Consider the following 18,195-nt stretch of genomic DNA (forward strand, 5'->3'; position numbering starts at 1 on the left):
ATGATGAAGACGGGCCTTGGAAAAAGCGGACGGATCCTTCTGGTGCTGTCCCTGGCGGCGAACCTTCTGGTGGTGGGTGTCGTCGTCGGGGCGAAGCTTTCTGATCGCGGGGGCCACGACGACCGGCGCGGCCCCGAACAGGCCCTGCGCGAGATCGGGAATGTGCCCTTCGTCATGGCGCTGCCCCGCGACGACCGTTCCGCCCTGATCAAGGAGCTGGGCGGCACCCGCAGCAAGGCGTTCCGCGCCAACCGCGAAAGGTTGCGCGAAAGGTTCGAGGCGGTGCTGGCCCTTCTGCGCGCCGATGATTTCGACGCCGAGGCCCTGCGCGCCCTGATGGCCGAACAGCGCGAAACCCTGTTCGAGCGTCAGAAGCTGGGGGAAGACCTGTTGATCGCCCGCCTCTCGGGGATGAGCGCAAAAGACCGCGCCGCCTATGCCGACCGGCTGGACCGGTCGCTGCGCAGGGGGCCGCGCAAGGGCGCGCACCCCTGATCGGGGCCGGCCGGTTCGGTCAGGCGCGCGGTCGGCGCGATGCAGACCCGGTTACGCCCCTCGGACTTGGCCCGGTAAAGCGCAGCGTCGGCCCGGGCGAGCAGCGCGTCCACCTCGCCGTTCTCGGCGCTGCCCATGGCCAGGCCGAGGCTGATCGTCACGCGCACCTGCCCGCCGTCGGGCAGCGCAATGGGCAGGGCGGCGATGCGCCGGCACAGGCGTTCGGCGGCAAGGCGGGCGTCGGGCAGGGTGGCATCGGGCAGGGCGACAACGAATTCCTCGCCCCCGTAGCGCGCCACCAGGTCGACCGCGCGCAGGTTGTCCTGGAGCCCCCGCGCTACGGCGGCCAGCACGATGTCGCCCGCGCTGTGCCCATGGGTGTCGTTGACCGTCTTGAAGCGGTCGATGTCGATCATCAGCACCGCAAAGCTGCGCTGGTTCCTTGCGGCCCTTTCGGCCAGGCGGGCCAGGTGGTGGTTGCCATAGCGGCGGTTGAACAGGCCGGTCAGCGGGTCGATCGTGGCCATGCGCAGCCCCGATTCCACGGAGTTGCGCAGGATGTCGTTGTCGCGCTTGCGGCGGATCTGACGATCAAGCCGCAGCGCCAGTTCGGCGGGGTCGAACCCTTCCTCAAGCAGGGCGTTGGCCCCGATATCAAGGGCGGTGGCCTGCAATTCGTCGGCATCGGCCCCGTGCACCATGAGGATCGCGGCGTGGCGGGTGGCCGGGCGGCTGCGCAGTTCGGACAGAAGGCGCAGACCGTCGTTCAGCCCCGTGTGCCCGGTGGCCAGGACAAAGGCATCGGGGGCGGGCTGATCCGGTGAAAGCTGCATCGCCTCGCTGCGCCCCATGAGGCTGATGCCATGGGTCGACAGCCCGCGCAGCCCCGATTTCCATCCCACGGCCTGTTCCGGGCTTGCCCCGATCAGCGCCACGCGCCCCGGCCGGTGCAGCACCGGCGCGGCTTCGGCAAAGCCCATCTCGCGGGCCGTCATGTCGCGGCCGCGCAATTCGCGGTCGGTGTCATGGGCGCGCAGCAGGCTGCGCACACGCGCCAGCAGGCAGGTTTCGCTGAAGTGATAGGACATCACCTCGTCCGCACCGGCCGAAAGGGCGGCCAGGCGGTGGGCGCTCTGGTTGTGGTCCAGCAGCATCAGGATCGGCAGGGCGGCGGTGACGGGATCGGATTTCAGCTGCCGGCACAGCGCCGCGCCGTCCATGTCGGGCAGGGAGGGCGGCAGGATCATCAGGTCGATCTCTTCGGCGCGGGCCATGCTGCGCGCCCTTGCCGCGCTGTCGCACTGGCTGACGCGGTACTGGGCCGCGGCCAGCTTGACCTTCAGAACGATCCGGTTGGTCGCCACATCGTCGGCAATCAATATCCTGCCTGCCATGTTTCCCCGCGGATTTAGGTTGAATTGTTCCGACCTGTGTCATCTTTCGTGGAGAATGATTAAGAAACTCTTTCGAAAGCATTAAGGAGTTCGCGATGCAGCAGGAAAACGCCGAGACGATCGCGGTTCAGGCACTGGGCTGGCTGGCAGGGCAGGATGACCTGCTGGGCGTCTTCATGGGGGCGACCGGTGTGGGCGCCGACGAGATCCGCAAGGCGGCGGGGCACCCCGATTTCCTGGCCTCGGTTCTGGATTTCCTGACCATGGACGATGCATGGGTGGTGCGCTTCTGCGACGATGCGGGCCTGCCCTACGATGCGCCGATGCAGGCGCGCCACGCACTGCCCGGCGGCGGCCAGGTGCATTGGACATGAGCGCGCGCATCGAGGGAATCCTGTTCGACAAGGACGGCACGCTGTTCGATTTCGCGGCCTCGTGGGGCGGCTGGCTGCGCCGGTTGCTGAAAGACCTGTCCGAAGGCGATGCCACGCTGGGCGCCCGGCTGGCCAAGGCCGTGGGATACGCACCCGACAGCGGCACCTTCCTGCCCGGCAGCCCGATCATCGCCGAAACCACGGCCACCAATGCGTCCATCCTGTTGCGCCATCTGCCCAACTGGGATCATCCGCGGCTTGTTGCCCATATGGACGGGCTGGCGGCCGAGATCACGCAGGTGCCCATCCTGCCGCTGGCCCCCCTGCTGGAAAACCTGCGTGGGCGGGGCCTTGCCCTGGGCGTGGCCACGAACGACGGCGAGGCGCCGGCCCGGTCGCACCTGGAAAAGGCGGGCGTGCTTGGGATGTTCGATTTCGTCGCGGGTGCCGACAGCGGCCATGGCGGCAAGCCCGAGCCCGGCGCCCTTCTGGCCTTTGCGCAGGCGCTCGGGCTGGAGCCCGGCAGCGTGGCGATGGTGGGGGACAGTGCGCACGATCTGATGGCGGGGCGCGCGGCGGGCATGGTTTGTGTCGGGGTAAGCCGGGGCGCCAACGACCCCGAGGCCCTGCCGCCCCTGGCCGATGTCGTGCTGAACGACATCGGCGAACTGCCTGAATGGCTCGATTCGCGGGGCTAGGCCCGTGGCAAACCCGCCGCCCGCAACGGGGCGGCGGCAAAGGCGGTTCTAGCCGTCGATCCGGGCGGCCATGATCGCGATGGCCTTCTGATAGACGCCCGCGGCATTCCATTCCTGGATCGCGCGGAAATTCGTCTGGCCGGGCTGATACCCGGCACCGGGTTGCCAGCCCTTCTGGCGCAGGTAATTGGCGGTACTGGCCATGGCATCGACAAGGTTGGTCAGATCGACGCGGCCGTTGCCGTCGCCATCCACGCCGTAGCGCAGGGCGTTGCCCGGCAGGAACTGGGTGTGGCCCAACTCTCCGTGGCGCGCCCCGATGGCGTTGGGCGACATCGAACCGTTGTCCACCAGCTTGAGCGCGGCCACGGCATGGGGCGTGAAGAAGCCCGAGCGCCGGCAATCATAGGCCAGCGTTGTGATGGCCGAAACAACGTTGCTGTCGCCCATGAACCCGCCAAATCCGGTCTCCATCCCGTGGATCGCCAGCAGGACACCAGCCGGCACGCCAAAGCGTTGTTCCAGCGCGTTGAACAGGTTGGCGTTGCGCGCCCGGTGCTTGCGCCCCTGTGCCACGATCGTGTCGGCGCCGCGCACCTGCATGAACTTCTCGAGGCTGTACTTGAAGCTTTTCTGGTTGCGGTCGGCCTGGATGGTCTTGGTGGCATAGCGGGCCGAGGCCAGCGCCTGAAGCCCGCGCTGACCGACGCCCTGGGCGCGGGCCTCGCCTGCGAAGGCGGCTTTCCAGGCCTCGAAGCCGCCGGCGTTGTTGCCGCATTGCGCGGCCTGGGCCGCCCCGGCACCAAGGGCCAGAACCGACGCGAGGGCGGCGGCTTTGGAAATCAATTTCAACATGAACCTGCTCCGTTAAATCCGAATGACGGGCAAAGCTTAGGCGGAACATGGCCATTTCGCCAGAGCGCAGTTCAGCCGCTACCGTCAGGGGATGGTCACCTTTGGCCCCGCGCGCGGGCCGGCAAGAAACCGCCGGTCAGCGGCCCCGGCGGCCTGTGGGGTTTTCAACCCATGCCGGGGGGCCTAGACCCGCCGCCGCTTGCAGCTTCGGTGCGTGGATTACGAAAATGCGCCGCAGCACCCCATTGCCCGGAGGCAGAATGAAACACCCGCGTCTTGCGTGGGCCGCACTTTTTTGTGCCGCAACCACATTTTCAGCGCCCGCTGGGGCCGACATTGTTTTCTCCACTTCCAACGATCCTTCCGTGAAGCTGGCGCACCAGTTGGGTGGCCTTCTGGGCACCCAAAGCGTGCCCCTGCAACCAGAACGTGGGAACCGGCTGTTCCGGCCCGGCGCGCCCACGGCCGGGGCACGGCCGCGCAAATCGTCGGTGCCCGAGTATTCGGCGCGCGCGCTGTCGTCCCTGCCAAGGGTCGAGGGGGACGCGGAGTGGTCCTGCCTGGCCGAGGCGCTGTATTTCGAGGCGCGGGGCGAATCGGTGAAGGGCATCTTCGCGGTGGCCGAGGTGATCCTGAACCGGGTCGACAGTGGCCGTTTTCCCGATACCGTCTGCAAGGTCGTGAACCAGGGCACCGGGCGCAAGTACCAGTGCCAGTTCACCTATACCTGCAACGGAAACTCGCGCAAGATCCGCGAACCCGGCGCCTGGACTAAGGTGGGCAAGGTCGCCCAGGTGATGCTGGAAGGCGCGCCGCGCGGCCTGACCGGGGGGGCCACCTATTACCACACCAATGCCGTGCGCCCGCGCTGGAGCCGGGTATTCGCCCGCACCGCGCAGATCGGCGTTCACCTCTTTTATCGCAAGGGCTAGGCCGCTCTGGCGGGGGGCGTTTCGCTGCGCTAGGGAAGGGGCATGACATCCGATCCCAGCACCGCCTTCGCCCCTCTGGACGACCGCGCCGCCGCCATGGCGTTGCCGCTTGACCGCATCTCGTTGCGCGATCATGTCGTCGAGGTTGAAATCGGCGCCTTCCAGCAGGAGAGGGGAACGACCCAGAGGGTCAGCTTCAGCCTGGTGGTCGAGGTGGCGCCCCACGACGGCGCGCAAAGCGATGATGTCGACAGCATCCTTTCCTATGACACCCTGACCGAGGCGATCGCCGCCGAACTGGCCGCCGAACGCCTGAACCTGCTGGAAACTTTGGCCGAACGTATCGCCCTGCGGGTGCTGCGCGAACCCCAGGCGCAGCGGTGTTTCGTGCGGATCGAAAAGCTTGACCGTGGGCCGGGCGCCCTGGGGGTGGAGATCGTGCGTGCCCACGGCGATGTCGCGGGCGAGGCGGGCGGCGAGGTGCAGGTGGTGCCACTGGTGGTTTACCTCTCGAACGCGGCGCTCTGCGCGCCCCATCTTGCGGGCTGGATCGACCGGCTGGCGCAGCGCGAGGGCCCCGCCGTTCTTTGTGTCGGGCCCGGCGCGGTTGTGCCGCCCGCCGTCGATCACCCCCAGGCCCAGCGGCGGATCGACCTCTTGAGCATCGAGCAGAACGCCTGGGCGCTGGCGGCCCGTGACGCGCGGCTGAGCGTGGTGGCCAGCCGGACCGAGCTTGACTGGGCCATGAAGCACGGCGCGCTGACCGTCTGGGCACCGTCAAAGATCGTGCTGGACAGCGTGACACCGCCGCCGATGGGCACCCACGCCCCGGGCCTGGCATCGTGGTTCGCGGGGCAGAACGGGGCGTCGGACATGATCGTGATCGGCGAAACCCCGCCTGAAACCGCCGGCCTGCGGCTCTGGCCCCATCGTGTTGACGATCCCGGGCTGCCCGAGACTTGAAACCCGAAGCGGCTGGGCAGATAGAACCCCCATGACCGAATATTTCCGCCCCCTTGTGCAGACCGGACCGCGCCGCCCCGCCGATGCGGTGCCGCTGGCCGGTGGTGCCCACTGGTTCACCATGGTCGAGCGGTTGCAGCGCGGCCGCCCCTCCCGCTTCGTCCCGGCGCAGGAGCTTCCGGCCGACGCCCTTGACCGCCTGTCGCGCCCCCGGCCACCCATCGCCGGTCTGGACATGGATCAGCCGCGCCTGATGGGCATTCTCAACGTCACACCTGACAGCTTTTCCGACGGCGGGCTGTTCGCGGCCCCCGATGCGGCACTGGCCCAGGCGCGGGCCTTGGCGGCGCAGGGGGCCGACATTCTGGACATCGGCGGCGAATCCACCCGCCCGGGCGCCGCAACCGTTCCTGTCAGGGATGAAATCGAACGCACCGCGCCGGTGATCGCCGCCCTGCGGGCCGGTCATGACGGCCCCGTTTCGATCGACACGCGCAAGGCGGCGGTGGCCGAGGCGGCACTGGAGGCCGGTGCGACGATCCTCAACGATGTCTCGGCGATGAGTTATGATGACGCCATGGCCCGCCTTGCCGCCAGGACCGGCGCGCCGATCTGCCTGATGCATGCCCAGGGCACGCCCGAGGTGATGCAGAAGGCGCCGCGCTATGACGACGTGCTGCTGGATGTCTACGACTATCTTGCCGGGCGGGTGGAAATGGCCGTGGAGGCGGGCATTTCGCGCGACCGGATCATCATCGATCCGGGGATCGGTTTCGGCAAGACGCTTGAACATAACCTGACCCTGCTGGCGGGGCTGTCGCTGTTTCACGGGCTGGGTTGTGCCGTGCTGCTGGGGGCCTCGCGCAAGAAGTTCATCGGCACGCTGGGCGGCACCGACGAGGCGCGCGCCCGTGCGCCTGGTTCGGTGGGCGTTGCGCTGGCGGGCGTTGCGCAAGGGGTGCAGATTTTGCGCGTCCATGATATCGCAGAGACAAGACAGGCGCTTACCCTTTGGTGGGCCGCCGTTCAGGGGGCCGCGCAGACGGCCGGGCAAGGAGGCAGGCCATGAGCCGTAAACTGTTTGGAACCGACGGGGTGCGCGGCACGGCCAACACCCACCCGATGACCGCCGATCTGGCGCTGCGCCTCGGGGCCGCGGCGGGGCGCTATTTCCGCCAGCACGAAAAGGGCGTGCACCGCGTGGTGATCGGCAAGGACACGCGCCTGTCGGGCTACATGTTCGAAAACGCGCTGACCGCCGGGTTCACCTCGACCGGCATGAACGTGTTTCTTCTTGGCCCGGTGCCGACTCCGGCGGTGGGCATGCTGACCACCTCGATGCGGGCCGATGTGGGGGTTATGATCTCCGCGAGCCACAACCCCGCCGCCGACAACGGGATCAAGTTCTTCGGGCCCGACGGCTTCAAGCTGAGCGATGAGGCCGAGGCCGAGATCGAGGCGCTGGTCGAACAGGGCGTGCAGCCCGCCAAGGCCGGCAACATCGGGCGCGCCAAGCGGATCGACGACGGCCGCTTTCGCTATAACGAACGGGTCAAGGCGACGCTGCCCCACGGCATGCGGCTGGACGGCATCAAGGTGGTGATCGACTGTGCCAATGGCGCCGCCTACAAGACCGCCCCCGAGGTTCTGTGGGAACTGGGCGCCGATGTGATCCCGGTGGGGGTGGCGCCGAACGGTCACAACATCAACCAGGGCTGCGGGTCGACCAACGTGAACGCCGCCGCCGAAACCGTGGTGGCCCATGGCGCCGATGTGGGCATCTGCCTGGATGGCGATGCCGACCGGGTGATGATCCTGGACGAGAACGGGCAGGTGGCCGACGGCGATCAGATCATGGCGCTATTCGCGTCACGCTGGGCGCGGCAAGACCGCCTTTCCGGGCGCACCCTCGTGGCCACGGTGATGAGCAACCTGGGGCTTGAGCGTTACCTCACCGGTCAGCGGATCGAACTGCACCGCACCGGCGTGGGCGACCGTTACGTGGTCGAGGCGATGCGCAGTGAGGGGTTCAACCTGGGCGGCGAACAGTCGGGCCATATCGTGATGACCGACTATGCCACCACGGGCGACGGTCTGCTGGCGGGGCTGCAATTCCTGGCCGCGATGAAACAGACGGGGCAGGCGGCTTCGTCGCTGATGCGGGTCTTCGAACCGGTGCCGCAATTGTTGCGCAACGTGCGCTATGGCACCGGGCAGCGCCCGCTTGAGGCGGCAAGCGTGAAGGCCGCCATCGCCAGCGCCGAGGCCGAACTGGCCGGGGACGGGCGGCTTCTGATCCGCAAGTCGGGAACCGAGCCGCTGATCCGCGTCATGGCCGAATGCGAGGACGAGGCAAAGCTGGAACGCATCGTCAGCGGTATCATCGCCGAGGTGAAAGCCGTCGTGTGATTGTCTGAAAATGTAAAGAACCGGCGCCGATTACCCTATGGTATCGGCGCCGAATGTCAGATTTTCAGAATCCGCTTCAGGCTGGCCCACTGGCTGACCGCCAGCCCGACAAGGATCAGAAGCAGTGCCGCGAAAAAGCGCAGGGGCAGGGCCTCGGACAATATCCAGGCGCCGAAGGCCATGGACCACAGCGGCACCTGATAATTCACCAGCGTCATGAAGACCGACCCGGCGGTGCGGATCACCTGTACCCGCAGCACTGCCGCCATGGCGGTGGGCACCAGCCCCAGCAGCACGATCGCCCAGCCCGAAACGCCGGGTTGCCAGACCGGGACACCCTCGGTCAGCAGCATCAGCGGCACCAGCACGACCGAGCCCACGATCAGCGAGATCGCCGATAGCGCCACCGGATCGACCGGCGGACAGCGCCGCGTCAGAACTGAGGCCACGGCATAGCAGATCGCCGCCGCGATACAGGCCGCCTGGGCCAGCGATTCCCGCGCGCCGACACCCAGCCCCTGCAATCCCGGCCCCATCAGCACAAGTGCCCCGACAAACCCCAGGACCACGCCCAGCAGTTTGCGCAGGTTCAGCCTTTCGTCGGAAAAGACATGGGCCAGCGGCAGAACGAAAAGCGGCAGCGCGGCCATGGAAAGCCCCGCAAAGGCCGAGGGCACATATTGCTGACCCCAGCTCAGCAACAGGAAGGGCACCGCCGAGGACAAGAGCCCGATGGGCAGGGCAATGCGCCAGACCGCCGGATCACGGGGAAAGCGCCGCCCCAGCACCAGCGCCAAAAGGGTCAGCGCCACGGCGCCCAGCCCGGTGCGTGCCGTGGCCACCGTGATCGGGCCGTAACCGCGCAGCGCCAGCGACACCACCATGAAGGTGCCGCCCCAGATCACCCCCAGAAGGATCACCGTCAGCCAGTTGCCGGGGGTGGGTTCCGTCGCGCTGGCGGGCGCCTCTCCGCGCAGCGATGTCACCTGTAGCGGTCTCATGTCGGCCCTTCCTCAACATGCAAAGGCACCGCCGGAGGGGCGGTGCCTTTCGTTTCACGGGTTGCGGGAAAAGATCAGTTCTTTTCCTTGTCGACCATGCGGCCTTCCGAAATCCAGGGCATCATGGCGCGCAGCTTTTCGCCCACCTTCTCGATCTCGTGTTCGTCGTTCAGGCGGCGCGTGGCCTTGAACGACGGCTGACCGACGGCGTTTTCCTGCATGAAGTCGCGCACGAACTTGCCGCTCTGGATGTCCTTGAGAACCGCCTTCATCCGCGCCTTGGTTTCGTCGTAGGGCAGGATGCGCGGGCCGCTGACGTATTCGCCGTATTCTGCGGTGTTCGAGATCGAGTAGTTCATGTTCGCGATGCCGCCTTCATAGATCAGGTCGACGATCAGCTTCACCTCGTGCAGACACTCGAAATAGGCCATCTCGGGCTCGTAACCGGCTTCGACCAGGGTTTCGAAACCCATGCGGATCAGTTCGACCAGACCACCGCAGAGCACGGCCTGTTCGCCGAAGAGGTCGGTTTCGCATTCCTGGCGGAAGTTGGTTTCGATGATGCCCGAGCGCCCGCCGCCGATGGCCGAGCAATAGGACAGACCGATTTCCAGCGCCTTGCCCGATGCGTCGTTGTGAACGGCCACGAGGCAGGGCACGCCGCCGCCCTTGGTGTATTCGCCGCGCACGGTGTGGCCGGGGCCCTTGGGCGCCATCATCAGCACGTCAACGCCGGGTTTGGGTTCGATCAGGCCGAAGTGCACGTTCAGACCGTGGGCAAAGGCGATCGCGCTGCCTTCTTTCAGGTTGTCGTGGACGTATTTCTTGTAGGTTTCGGCCTGCAGTTCATCGGGCATGGTGAACATGATCAGGTCGCACCATGCGGCGGCCTCGGCGATGCCCATGACCTTGAGCCCCTGGGCTTCGGCCTTCTTGGCCGAGGGCGAGCCTTCGCGCAGCGCAACGACAAGGTTCTTCGCGCCCGAGTCGCGCAGGTTCAGGGCGTGGGCGTGGCCCTGGCTGCCATAGCCCAGGATCGCGACCTTCTTGTCCTTGATCAGGTTGATGTCGCAATCGCGGTCATAATAAACGCGCATGTTGGAATTCTCCGGTCTGGTTTCGTTGCGCTGGACCATAGGCGCGCCATCACCGCTTGACGAGGGGGTGTTTTGCGATGATTTGCCGTGATAACGTGCAATCCATGCGCCAAATGCTGATATAAGGAGAAAGTCATGCTTGACGACATCGACCGTCGCCTGCTGCGCCACCTGATGGCCGATCCTTCGCTTGCCACTTCGGCCCTGGCGGTGCGAGCCAATGTCAGCGGTGCCGTGGCCACCCGGCGGCTTGAGCGGCTGCGCAGCTCCGGTGCGCTGAAGGGCACCCGGGCGGTGATCGACTGGGCGGCACTGGGCTGGGCGGTCGAGGTGTCGTTGCGCTTCACGCTCGACAAGACGGCACCGACCGCCTTTGACGATTTCCTGGCCGCCGCGCGCCAGGTGCCCGAGGTCATCGAAATCCAGACCTTCCTTGGCCGGGTCGATGTGCGCCTTGCGATCATCGCCCGCGACATGGCCCATTATCAGCAGATCTACCGCACCAAGATCCTGGTTCTGCCCCATATCGCCGATATCGAAGCCCTGATGGAGGTCGCGCGGATCAAATCCGCCGGCCCCTTGCCCATATGACCCCCGATGCAACCGACTGGGCCCTGCTGCGGCTGTTGGAGCGTGACGCGACCCAGCCCGCCAGCACCCTTGGCCGCGCCCTGGGCCTGTCGCAGCCGGCCACATGGCGCCGGATTCAGCGGTTGGAACAGGCGGGCGTGCTGACGGGTCGCCACCTTGACCTTGATTTTGAAAAGCTGGGCTTCGGCGTCTCGGTGTTTCTGGGGGTCAAGCTGGCCACCAAGGGGCGCGTCAGCCTTGAGGATTTCGAACGCGCCGTCATCGCCATCCCCGAGGTGCAGGCGGTGAGCCATGTCCTGGGCCTTTACGACTATCGGTTGCGCGTGGTCGCGCGTGACCTGGCCGATTTCGAACGTGTCCTGCGCCGTCGCATCATGACGCTGCCCGGCGTGGGCGATGTCGAAGCCAACGTCCTGTTGAGCGAGGAGCGTCTGCCGGGGCCTTTGGGCTAGGGGCCAAGATAGGCTTTGCCAAGCCCGCGCCGGGGCGCTACCCCATGAGGAAAAGAAGGAGATACGCCATGACCGCCCTGTTACCTGATGTCGATCCCGATGGCCTGCTTGAATATTCCGTGGTCTTCACCGACCGGTCGCTGAACCACATGAGCGGCGCGTTCCAGGGGGTGATGCGCGATATCTCGGGCCTTCTGCGCGAGGTGTACAATGCCGACGCGGTAGCGCTGATTCCCGGTGGCGGCACCTATGCGATGGAGGCCGTGGCCCGCCAGCTGGCCACCGACGCCCGGGTGATGGTGATCCGCAACGGCTGGTTCTCGTACCGCTGGACCCAGATCTTCGAGGCCGGCGTGAACGTGGCGGAGGAAACCGTCATGATGGCGCGCCGCACCGGCAACGCCCCCGACGCCCCCTTCGCCCCCGCCCCGATTGACGAGGTCGTGGCCAAGATTCGCGATACCCGCCCCGAAGTGGTTTTCGCGCCCCATGTCGAAACAAGCTCGGGGATGATCCTGCCCGACGATTATCTCAAGCAGGTGGCGGATGCGGTGCATGAGGTCGGCGGGCTGTTCGTGCTGGATTGCATCGCTTCGGGCTGCATCTGGGTCGACATGAAGGCGACGGGCGTCGACGTTCTGATATCGGCGCCGCAAAAGGGCTGGTCGGCCTCGCCCTCGGCCGGTTGCGTCATGCTGAGCGAGGCGGCCATCGAACGGGTGAAGGCGCGCAAGTCCACCTCGTTTGCGGCCGACCTGGGCAAATGGCTGTCGATCATGGAGGCCTATGAGAACGGCGGCCATGCCTATCACGCCACCATGCCCACCGATGCGCTGAAGGGGTTCCGCGATGCGATGCAGGAAACCCGCGAACTGGGCTTTGCCAAGCTGGCCGAGGCGCAGTGGGAACAGGGCCGCGCGGTGCGTGCCGCCTTGGCACAACGGGGTGTGAAATCGGTCGCGGCCGAAGGTTTCGGCGCTCCGGGGGTCGTGGTCGCCTATACCGACCGCGACGATGTGCAGAACGGCAAGGCCTTCGCTGCCCTTGGCATGCAGATCGCCGCCGGCGTGCCGCTTCAGGTGGGCGAGGGGCCGGATTACAAGACCTTCCGCCTTGGCCTGTTCGGGCTGGACAAGCTGCGCGATGTTCCAGCCAGCGTGGAACGGCTGGAAAAGGCGCTGGATCAGGTGTTCTGAGCCGGCCCCATTCCGGCGCGCATCACGCCGCGCCGGAGCGGGGCCAGATCATGCACCCCCCGCAACCCCGCAAGGCGCAGGGATTGCACCGCTGCCATGTCCGATTGGCAGACCCGGTTGAACAGGTCGATGACCCGCGCGCGCCCGGCAATGTCGCGCGCGCGGCTCGCCTCATAGCGGGCCAGTCCGTCGGGCGCGCCGGGATCATCCGACAGCGCCGCGATCAGCGCCCCGACATCATGCAGCGAGGTGTTCAGCCCCTGCGCCCCGATGGGTGGCAGCACATGGGCCGCCTCGGCCACCAGGGCGGTGCGCTTGCCGGTCAGCGCATCGGCGGTGCGGGTCACCACCGGCCAAAGCCGCCGGGGGCTGACGGGGTGCATCGCTCCCAGAACCCCGCAGGAGCGCAGGGTCATTTCCTGCGCGAAGGCGGCATCTTCCATCCCGGCCAGGGCATGGGCGCGCGCGCCATCGTTCATCCAGACAATGGCCGAGGCGGGCGAACCCTCGTGGTCGGGCAGGGGAACGGTGGTGAAGGCCCCGCCCGAGTTGTAGATTTCGGTCGAAACCTCGTCATGGGGCAGGCTGTGACAGGCAACCAGCGCCAGCGCCTTCTGCCCATATCGGCGCACCTGCGCCCCGATCCCCGCCGCGCGGGCCACCGGCGAATTGCGCCCGTCGGCGCCGATCACCAGCCGCGCCTCTATCCGGCTGCCGTCGCTGAGGGTGACGCGCACCCCGGCATCCCGGCGCAGCATGTCGGCAAAACCCACGCCCAGGCGCAAATCAATTCCGGGTGTCGTGGCGATGTGATCGCTCAGCACGGCCCGGCAGCGCCAGTTGGCCAGGTTCCAGCCGAAATTTTCGGCGTTCAGATCCCGGGGGTCGAACTGGCGCCGCCCACGTTCCTGCGGCGGCCAGCCCCAGGTGTCGATCACCCGCAGCGCCCGCAGGGGGGTGGCATGCGGCGCGAGGGTGTTCCACAGGCCCAGCCTTTCGAACAATTCGCGCGAGGGCTGCAGGAAGGCGGTCGATCGCAGGTCCGATCCTTCCGCCTCGGCCGTCTGCGCCGGGGGCGAAGGATCGACGATGACAACGCGATATCCCTGCGCTGACAGTGCCGCTGCGGCGACCAGGCCGGCAATGCCGGCGCCGGAAATCAGGATGTCTGTCTGCTCTCTCATCATGCCGGCATACCTGCGCCTTTTGGCGCCTTTGGCAAGGCTCAGGCGCCCAGGTGCGACAGAAAGTCGGACAGGTTGTCAGTGTGGAAATGGATATGCGCCCCCTCGCCGCGCACCGGCCCGACATGAACCGTGCGCAGCCCCATGGCATGGGGTTCCAGAAGGTTGCGGGGGTCGTCCTCGAACATCGCGGCACTTGGCCCGTGCAATCCGTCGGCGGCAAAGACCGTGTCAAAGGCCGCGCGTTCGGGCTTGGGAAGGAAATTCGCGTGCTCCACCCCGTAGATCGCATCGAACAGCCCCGAGAGACCCCGTGCGTCGATCACCCGTTCGGCATAGGGTGCGCTGCCGTTGGTATAGATGATCCGGCGGCCGGGCAGGGCGGCGATGCGCGCAGCCAGAAGCGGATCGGGCGTCAGGCTGTCCATCGAGATGTCGTGCACCTCGGCCAGGTAAGAGGCCGGATCGACATCGTGTTCGCGCATCAGGCCCGCCAGGGTAGTGCCGTAATGTGCCCAGTAATGGCGGCGCAGATGGTCGGCCTCGGGCCGGTCGACGCCCAGGGTCTGCATCACCCAGGTGGTCATGCGGGTTTCGATCAGCGCGAAAAGGCGCGCTTCGGGCGGGTAAAGCGTGTGATCCAGGTCGAAGACCCAGGTGGTGACATGAGAGAAGGCATCGCGGTGCATGGGGGCTGCCTACTCTGGCTTGGGGCCGCTTTGCAATGGTGCGCCTTGTACTTGCCGGGCGCGGGCGGCTAGGATCGCGCATAAACGGGATGAGGCGCAGATGGCAGAACACCGCAACGGGCACAGGGACGCCTATCAGTTGATCCTGGATGCGATCGACGTCGGCACCTACCGCCCCGGCGACCGCCTGGTCGAAAGCGAGCTGGCCGAAAGGTTCGGCGTGTCGCGCACGCCGATCCGCGAGGCGTTGCAGCGGCTTGAAACCCAGTCGATGCTGACGCGCGACGGCCGGTCGCTGATCGTGGCCTCGCTGGATCACAACCAACTGGCCGAGCTGTACGTGGTGCGCACCGAGCTTGAGGGCCTGGCCGCGCAACTGGCCGCGCGCCACGCCACCGAGGAAGAGGTGCGGGTTCTGCGCGCCATGGTCGAGGAAGACCGCGCGCTTTTGGGCGATCCGGCGGCGATGGCCCGCGCGAACCGGCGCTTTCACAAGCAGATCCACCTGGCCTCTCACAACCGGTATCTGGTGCAGCAGCTTGATCTTGTTCATCGCTTCATGGCCCTTCTGGCAACCACCTCGCTTGCCGTCGAGGGGCGGGGCGAGAAGGCGCTGAGCGAACATGCCCTGATCGTCGCAGCCATCGAGGCGGGCGATGGCGATGCGGCGCGCAGCGCGCTGAAGGCGCATATCTCGAACGCCTTCGAGACGCGGCTGAAGGTTGTCGCGGTCACGTCTGACCATCGCTGAGATGCCCGTGGCTTGTCTTGTCCCAGAAGAAGGGGCGGGTCACGATCTCGAAGGCGGCCTTGATCACGGCCGCGGTGGCCAGCAGGTGATAAAGCGATAATGTGGGCGCCCAGAGCGCCAGCCACCTGTCCCCGCGCAGCCGGGCGCCCAGCATCCAGATGCCCCAGTGAATCATTGCCACGGTGCCAAGCGTGGCGGTCAGGAGGGTGCCGCCCACCCCCTCCATCGCCCCGGCCCAGGGGTGGGGCAGGCCGAGGGGCAGAAGGGCGAAGGCCCAGAGCAATGGAGCCGTGAAAACGCCAAGAAGGCTGCCCAGGAACAGGATCTGCACCCCCCAGAACCGACGCGCGCCAAGGTCGCGCCACAGCCGTGCGGGCCGTCGCATGTGCACGAAATAGGTCATCGCATAGCCCTTGAGCCAGCGTGAGCGTTGCCGCACCCAGGGCCAGGGGCGGCAGTTCGCCTCTTCCATGGTGCTGCTGTCCAGCAGATCGGTGCGATAGCCGCGCCTTGCCAGCCGCAGGCCCAGGTCGGCGTCCTCGGTCACGTTGTGCGCGTCCCATCCGCCCAGGGCCATGAGGGCGGATTTGCGAAAGAACAGCGTGGTGCCGCCCAGTGGCAGCACCAACCCCAGCCGAGCGAGGCCCGGCAACATCACCCGGAACCAGGTTGCATATTCGACGGTAAAGCAGCGCGCCATCCAGTTGGTGCGAGGGTTATAGTAATCGAGCCGTCCTTGCAGGCAGGCCACCTGGGGCGGCGCGGTCTGGAATTGCCGGACAACGGCCCGGATCTGTCCGGGGTCGGGGGCATCTTCGGCGTCGTAGACCCCGACGATATGGCCATTGCAGAAATCTAGCGCATAGTTCAGCGCCCGGGGCTTGGTCTGGACATTGCCGCGCGGCACGGTGATGCAGCGCATATGTGGGGGCAGTGCGCAGGCGGCGAGGGTGGCCCGGGTGACGGTATCGTCCTCTTCCACCACGAGAAGGATTTCGAGTTGTTCGCGCGGGTAATCCAACCGCGCCAGCCTTTGCACAAGGCGTTCGGCGATGTGTCTTTCGCGAAACAGCGGCACGAGGATGGAGACGGGCACCACACGCAGCGTGCCTTCGGGCACGGGCGCGCGTTTGCCGCCGGGCCAGCGTTGCGCGGCAAGGAGAAGCGCGAAGCCGGTGTTCAGGACCAGCACGAACAGCGCGAGCCATGTCAGCGCGGAGACAAGTGCCGCGCCCGCCAGCAACGCCGCCAGCGCCAGCGCCAGCGCAAGGGACAGGCCCCCGCCAACCAGCATCCGGCCCGACAGCGACCGGCAGCTTTCGCCACCTGCGACACGAACTTCGGCGGCGCCGGCGATTTTGCGCGCGCGCTGTGCCGTCAGGGCGGCGTGAAGATCGGCCTTGGTGGACAACACCATGGAAACACTGCCGAATGTCTGTTCCAACAGCGGGCGGACAAGGTGAAAGCGGTCGGGTTCGCAGGTGGCAACAAAGGTCAGCGCCCCGGCCCGTTGAAGGGGCAACACACCATGGGCCGCGCAGACCTGTGCGCCCAGACGGTCGGTCAGGGTAACATCGGGGACAAGGCGCTGTGGATCGACGCGCCGGGTGGCGAACTGTTCGGCCAGGGCATCGAACAGCGCCGCATCGTCAAGGGCGCCAAGGCTGGTGAGGATTTGCCCGATGGGGGCGGCCGATTTCGCCTGGTGGGCCAGCGCCAGGCGCAGATCGTCCGGCCCGATGCGCCCCGCCCCAAGCAGAAGCGCGCCCAGCCGCCCGCCGCGCGGCGGCGCGACCGCAGGGGCGGTATCATCTGGGTCGGAAAGGTAAAGCGGGCGAAACCCCATCACGCGGTCCAGAACAGGAAACAACGCCCCCGTTCTGGACCAAAGAGGTTAATCGGCCATTAATCCCGCCAGGTCAGGCGGCGTCGTCCATGGCGCGGGCGAAGCGCTCGAAAAGATAGAAACTGTCCTGCGGCCCGGGGCTTGCCTCGGGGTGATGCTGAACCGACCAGACGGGGCGGTCGACCATGCGGATGCCGCAATTGCTGCCGTCGAACAGCGAAACATGGGTTTCGCGCACGCCCTCGGGAAGCGTCTGGCTGTCGACGGTGAAGCCGTGGTTCATCGAGGTGATTTCAACCTTGCCCGTCTCGACATCCTTGACCGGATGGTTCGCGCCATGATGACCGTGGTTCATCTTGACCGTGCGGGCCCCCAGCGCGAGCGCCAGCATCTGGTGGCCAAGGCAGATGCCGAAAACCGGAATCTGCGAGCGTTCAAGCACTTCGCGGATCATCGGCACGGCGTAAACGCCCGTTGCTGCCGGATCGCCCGGACCGTTCGACAGGAACAGCCCGGCCGGTTCAAGCGCCAGCACATCCTCGGCGGTGGCCGAGGCAGGGAGGACGGTCACGTCGCAACCCGCACTGGCCAGGCAGCGCAGGATGTTGCGTTTCGCGCCGTAATCAATGGCGACAACGCGGTGGCCGGGCGTTTCGCGCCTGGTGTATCCCTCGGGCCAGGCCCACCGCATTTCATCCCAGCGATAGGACTGTGCGCAGGTGACTTCGCGGGCCAGGTCAACGCCTTCCAGCCCGGCAAAGCCGCGGGCGGCGGCGACCAGCGCCTCGAGGTCGAAGTTGCCGTCGGGGTCATGGGCAAGCGCGACATGGGGCGCGCCCTGCTGGCGGATCGCGCGGGTCAGGCGGCGGGTATCGACGCCACCGATGGCGATGCGGCCGCGCCGAGTCAGCCAGGCGTCAAGCGTTTCGGCGCTGCGCCAGTTGCTGGGTTCGGTCGGGTCCCATTTCACCACCATGCCCGCCGCGACCGGATCGGCGGTTTCGTCATCCTCGGGGTTGACGCCGGTGTTGCCGATATGGGGAAAGGTGAAGGTGACGATCTGCCCGGCGTAGGAAGGATCGGTCATGATTTCCTGGTAACCGGTCATCGCGGTGTTGAAGCAGAGTTCCGCAACCGTCTGGCCCGTGGCGCCGAAACCGCGCCCGAAGAACAGCGTTCCATCTGCGAGCGCAAGACAGGCGGTCGGGCGGGGGGGGGCGGGCGATGCGGACATGGCGGAACCTCGGACTGTGGGGGTGTGCGGTGGT

19 protein-coding genes are annotated in these 18,195 nt (G+C 66.8%); 11 read left to right on the forward strand and 8 right to left on the reverse strand.

Going from position 1 to position 18,195, the window contains the following annotated elements; genetic code table 11:
* Entirely contained in the window at window positions 1–495 is a 495-nt protein-coding gene (locus H7828_RS07970; RefSeq protein WP_226780489.1) for a periplasmic heavy metal sensor, read from the forward strand.
* Here the strand turns inward: H7828_RS07970 and H7828_RS07975 are convergent.
* On the reverse strand, window positions 435–1,889 hold the full coding sequence (locus H7828_RS07975; RefSeq protein ID WP_226780490.1) for a diguanylate cyclase: 1,455 nt from the start codon (window positions 1,887–1,889) through the stop codon (window positions 435–437). The genes H7828_RS07970 and H7828_RS07975 overlap by 61 nt on opposite strands.
* 95 nt (window positions 1,890–1,984) lie before the next feature.
* On the opposite strand from H7828_RS07975, the gene H7828_RS07980 reads away from it, so the two are divergent.
* Together H7828_RS07980 and H7828_RS07985 are read left to right on the forward strand one after the other, a co-directional pair.
* Entirely contained in the window at window positions 1,985–2,263 is a 279-nt protein-coding gene (locus H7828_RS07980) for a DUF3572 domain-containing protein (RefSeq protein WP_226780491.1), read from the forward strand.
* Window positions 2,260–2,961: an HAD family hydrolase gene (locus H7828_RS07985; RefSeq protein ID WP_226780492.1), complete on the forward strand. Its 702-nt coding sequence runs from the start codon at window positions 2,260–2,262 to the stop codon at window positions 2,959–2,961. The genes H7828_RS07980 and H7828_RS07985 overlap by 4 nt, the downstream gene beginning before the upstream one ends.
* Window positions 2,962–3,009: 48 nt before the next feature.
* Here the strand turns inward: H7828_RS07985 and H7828_RS07990 are convergent, their stop codons facing one another.
* The gene (locus tag H7828_RS07990) at window positions 3,010–3,816 is read right to left on the reverse strand and encodes a lytic murein transglycosylase (RefSeq protein WP_226780493.1); all 807 of its coding nucleotides are present in this window, start codon (window positions 3,814–3,816) and stop codon (window positions 3,010–3,012) included.
* A 365-nt stretch (window positions 3,817–4,181) separates the two neighbouring features.
* Here H7828_RS07990 and H7828_RS07995 point away from each other — a divergent pair, with 365 nt between their 5' ends.
* From H7828_RS07995 to glmM, 4 genes are read left to right on the forward strand one after another with little or no spacing between them, the layout of a single operon-like run.
* Window positions 4,182–4,748 carry a cell wall hydrolase gene (locus H7828_RS07995; RefSeq protein WP_226780494.1) on the forward strand — a complete coding sequence of 189 codons (567 nt, stop codon included), beginning with the start codon at window positions 4,182–4,184 and terminating at the stop codon, window positions 4,746–4,748.
* A gap of 42 nt (window positions 4,749–4,790) precedes the next feature.
* Complete coding sequence (locus H7828_RS08000) at window positions 4,791–5,711, forward strand: dihydroneopterin aldolase (protein ID WP_226780495.1); 921 nt, start codon at window positions 4,791–4,793, stop codon at window positions 5,709–5,711.
* Window positions 5,712–5,742: 31 nt separating this feature from the next.
* Window positions 5,743–6,780: a dihydropteroate synthase gene (gene folP, locus H7828_RS08005; RefSeq protein ID WP_226780496.1), complete on the forward strand. Its 1,038-nt coding sequence runs from the start codon at window positions 5,743–5,745 to the stop codon at window positions 6,778–6,780.
* Complete coding sequence (gene glmM, locus H7828_RS08010; RefSeq protein ID WP_226780497.1) at window positions 6,777–8,120, forward strand: phosphoglucosamine mutase; 1,344 nt, start codon at window positions 6,777–6,779, stop codon at window positions 8,118–8,120. The genes folP and glmM overlap by 4 nt, the downstream gene beginning before the upstream one ends.
* Before the next feature lie 56 nt (window positions 8,121–8,176).
* Here the strand turns inward: glmM and H7828_RS08015 are convergent, their stop codons facing one another.
* Window positions 8,177–9,121, reverse strand: a complete 945-nt coding sequence (locus H7828_RS08015) for a DMT family transporter (RefSeq protein ID WP_226780498.1) — start codon at window positions 9,119–9,121, stop codon at window positions 8,177–8,179.
* 74 nt (window positions 9,122–9,195) lie between these two features.
* Entirely contained in the window at window positions 9,196–10,218 is a 1,023-nt protein-coding gene (gene ilvC / locus H7828_RS08020; RefSeq protein WP_226780499.1) for a ketol-acid reductoisomerase, read from the reverse strand.
* Window positions 10,219–10,353: 135 nt separating this feature from the next.
* Between ilvC and H7828_RS08025 the strand changes: the two genes are divergently transcribed.
* The 3 genes from H7828_RS08025 (at window position 10,354) to H7828_RS08035 (ending at window position 12,457) form a co-directional block, all read left to right on the forward strand.
* Entirely contained in the window at window positions 10,354–10,809 is a 456-nt protein-coding gene (locus H7828_RS08025; protein ID WP_226780500.1) for an Lrp/AsnC family transcriptional regulator, read from the forward strand.
* Window positions 10,806–11,261 (forward strand): Lrp/AsnC family transcriptional regulator, encoded by a 456-nt coding sequence (locus H7828_RS08030; RefSeq protein ID WP_226780501.1) that lies wholly within the window; start codon window positions 10,806–10,808, stop codon window positions 11,259–11,261. The genes H7828_RS08025 and H7828_RS08030 overlap by 4 nt, the downstream gene beginning before the upstream one ends.
* Window positions 11,262–11,329: 68 nt before the next feature.
* Entirely contained in the window at window positions 11,330–12,457 is a 1,128-nt protein-coding gene (locus H7828_RS08035; protein WP_226780502.1) for an aminotransferase class V-fold PLP-dependent enzyme, read from the forward strand.
* On the opposite strand, the gene H7828_RS08040 is transcribed toward H7828_RS08035, so the two are convergent.
* Window positions 12,445–13,644 (reverse strand): FAD-dependent monooxygenase, encoded by a 1,200-nt coding sequence (locus tag H7828_RS08040; RefSeq protein WP_226780503.1) that lies wholly within the window; start codon window positions 13,642–13,644, stop codon window positions 12,445–12,447. The two genes, H7828_RS08035 and H7828_RS08040, sit on opposite strands and share 13 nt — an antisense overlap.
* Before the next feature lie 38 nt (window positions 13,645–13,682).
* Window positions 13,683–14,330: a pyrimidine 5'-nucleotidase gene (locus tag H7828_RS08045; protein WP_226780504.1), complete on the reverse strand. Its 648-nt coding sequence runs from the start codon at window positions 14,328–14,330 to the stop codon at window positions 13,683–13,685.
* Window positions 14,331–14,430: 100 nt separating this feature from the next.
* Here H7828_RS08045 and H7828_RS08050 point away from each other — a divergent pair, with 100 nt between their 5' ends.
* On the forward strand, window positions 14,431–15,081 hold the full coding sequence (locus H7828_RS08050; protein ID WP_226780505.1) for a GntR family transcriptional regulator: 651 nt from the start codon (window positions 14,431–14,433) through the stop codon (window positions 15,079–15,081).
* Here H7828_RS08050 and H7828_RS08055 read toward each other — a convergent pair.
* Complete coding sequence (locus H7828_RS08055) at window positions 15,062–16,927, reverse strand: glycosyltransferase (RefSeq protein WP_226780506.1); 1,866 nt, start codon at window positions 16,925–16,927, stop codon at window positions 15,062–15,064. The two genes, H7828_RS08050 and H7828_RS08055, sit on opposite strands and share 20 nt — an antisense overlap.
* Window positions 16,928–17,000: 73 nt before the next feature.
* Window positions 17,001–18,161, reverse strand: coding sequence for a glutamine-hydrolyzing carbamoyl-phosphate synthase small subunit (gene carA / locus H7828_RS08060; RefSeq protein ID WP_226780507.1), 1,161 nt, complete (start codon window positions 18,159–18,161; stop codon window positions 17,001–17,003).
* Between the last annotated feature and the right edge of the window lie 34 nt (window positions 18,162–18,195).

The sequence above is a fragment of the Oceaniglobus trochenteri genome (genome assembly GCF_020529025.1).
Classification (GTDB): domain Bacteria; phylum Pseudomonadota; class Alphaproteobacteria; order Rhodobacterales; family Rhodobacteraceae; genus Oceaniglobus; species Oceaniglobus trochenteri.

Excerpts from the sequence above, each read along its gene's own strand:
- H7828_RS07980 (WP_226780491.1), top strand. The coding sequence starts at position 1,985 with ATGCAGCAGGAAAACGCCGAGACGATCGCGGTTCAGGCACTGGGCTGG.
- H7828_RS07970 (WP_226780489.1), top strand. The coding sequence starts at position 1 with ATGATGAAGACGGGCCTTGGAAAAAGCGGACGGATCCTTCTGGTGCTG.
- H7828_RS08000 (WP_226780495.1), top strand. The coding sequence starts at position 4,791 with ATGACATCCGATCCCAGCACCGCCTTCGCCCCTCTGGACGACCGCGCC.
- H7828_RS08040 (WP_226780503.1), bottom strand. The coding sequence starts at position 13,644 with ATGATGAGAGAGCAGACAGACATCCTGATTTCCGGCGCCGGCATTGCC.
- H7828_RS08015 (WP_226780498.1), bottom strand. The coding sequence starts at position 9,121 with ATGAGACCGCTACAGGTGACATCGCTGCGCGGAGAGGCGCCCGCCAGC.
- H7828_RS07985 (WP_226780492.1), top strand. The coding sequence starts at position 2,260 with ATGAGCGCGCGCATCGAGGGAATCCTGTTCGACAAGGACGGCACGCTG.
- H7828_RS08045 (WP_226780504.1), bottom strand. The coding sequence starts at position 14,330 with ATGCACCGCGATGCCTTCTCTCATGTCACCACCTGGGTCTTCGACCTG.
- H7828_RS08035 (WP_226780502.1), top strand. The coding sequence starts at position 11,330 with ATGACCGCCCTGTTACCTGATGTCGATCCCGATGGCCTGCTTGAATAT.
- H7828_RS08055 (WP_226780506.1), bottom strand. The coding sequence starts at position 16,927 with ATGGGGTTTCGCCCGCTTTACCTTTCCGACCCAGATGATACCGCCCCT.
- folP (WP_226780496.1), top strand. The coding sequence starts at position 5,743 with ATGACCGAATATTTCCGCCCCCTTGTGCAGACCGGACCGCGCCGCCCC.
- carA (WP_226780507.1), bottom strand. The coding sequence starts at position 18,161 with ATGTCCGCATCGCCCGCCCCCCCCCGCCCGACCGCCTGTCTTGCGCTC.
- H7828_RS08030 (WP_226780501.1), top strand. The coding sequence starts at position 10,806 with ATGACCCCCGATGCAACCGACTGGGCCCTGCTGCGGCTGTTGGAGCGT.
- H7828_RS08050 (WP_226780505.1), top strand. The coding sequence starts at position 14,431 with ATGGCAGAACACCGCAACGGGCACAGGGACGCCTATCAGTTGATCCTG.
- glmM (WP_226780497.1), top strand. The coding sequence starts at position 6,777 with ATGAGCCGTAAACTGTTTGGAACCGACGGGGTGCGCGGCACGGCCAAC.
- ilvC (WP_226780499.1), bottom strand. The coding sequence starts at position 10,218 with ATGCGCGTTTATTATGACCGCGATTGCGACATCAACCTGATCAAGGAC.
- H7828_RS07990 (WP_226780493.1), bottom strand. The coding sequence starts at position 3,816 with ATGTTGAAATTGATTTCCAAAGCCGCCGCCCTCGCGTCGGTTCTGGCC.
- H7828_RS08025 (WP_226780500.1), top strand. The coding sequence starts at position 10,354 with ATGCTTGACGACATCGACCGTCGCCTGCTGCGCCACCTGATGGCCGAT.
- H7828_RS07975 (WP_226780490.1), bottom strand. The coding sequence starts at position 1,889 with ATGGCAGGCAGGATATTGATTGCCGACGATGTGGCGACCAACCGGATC.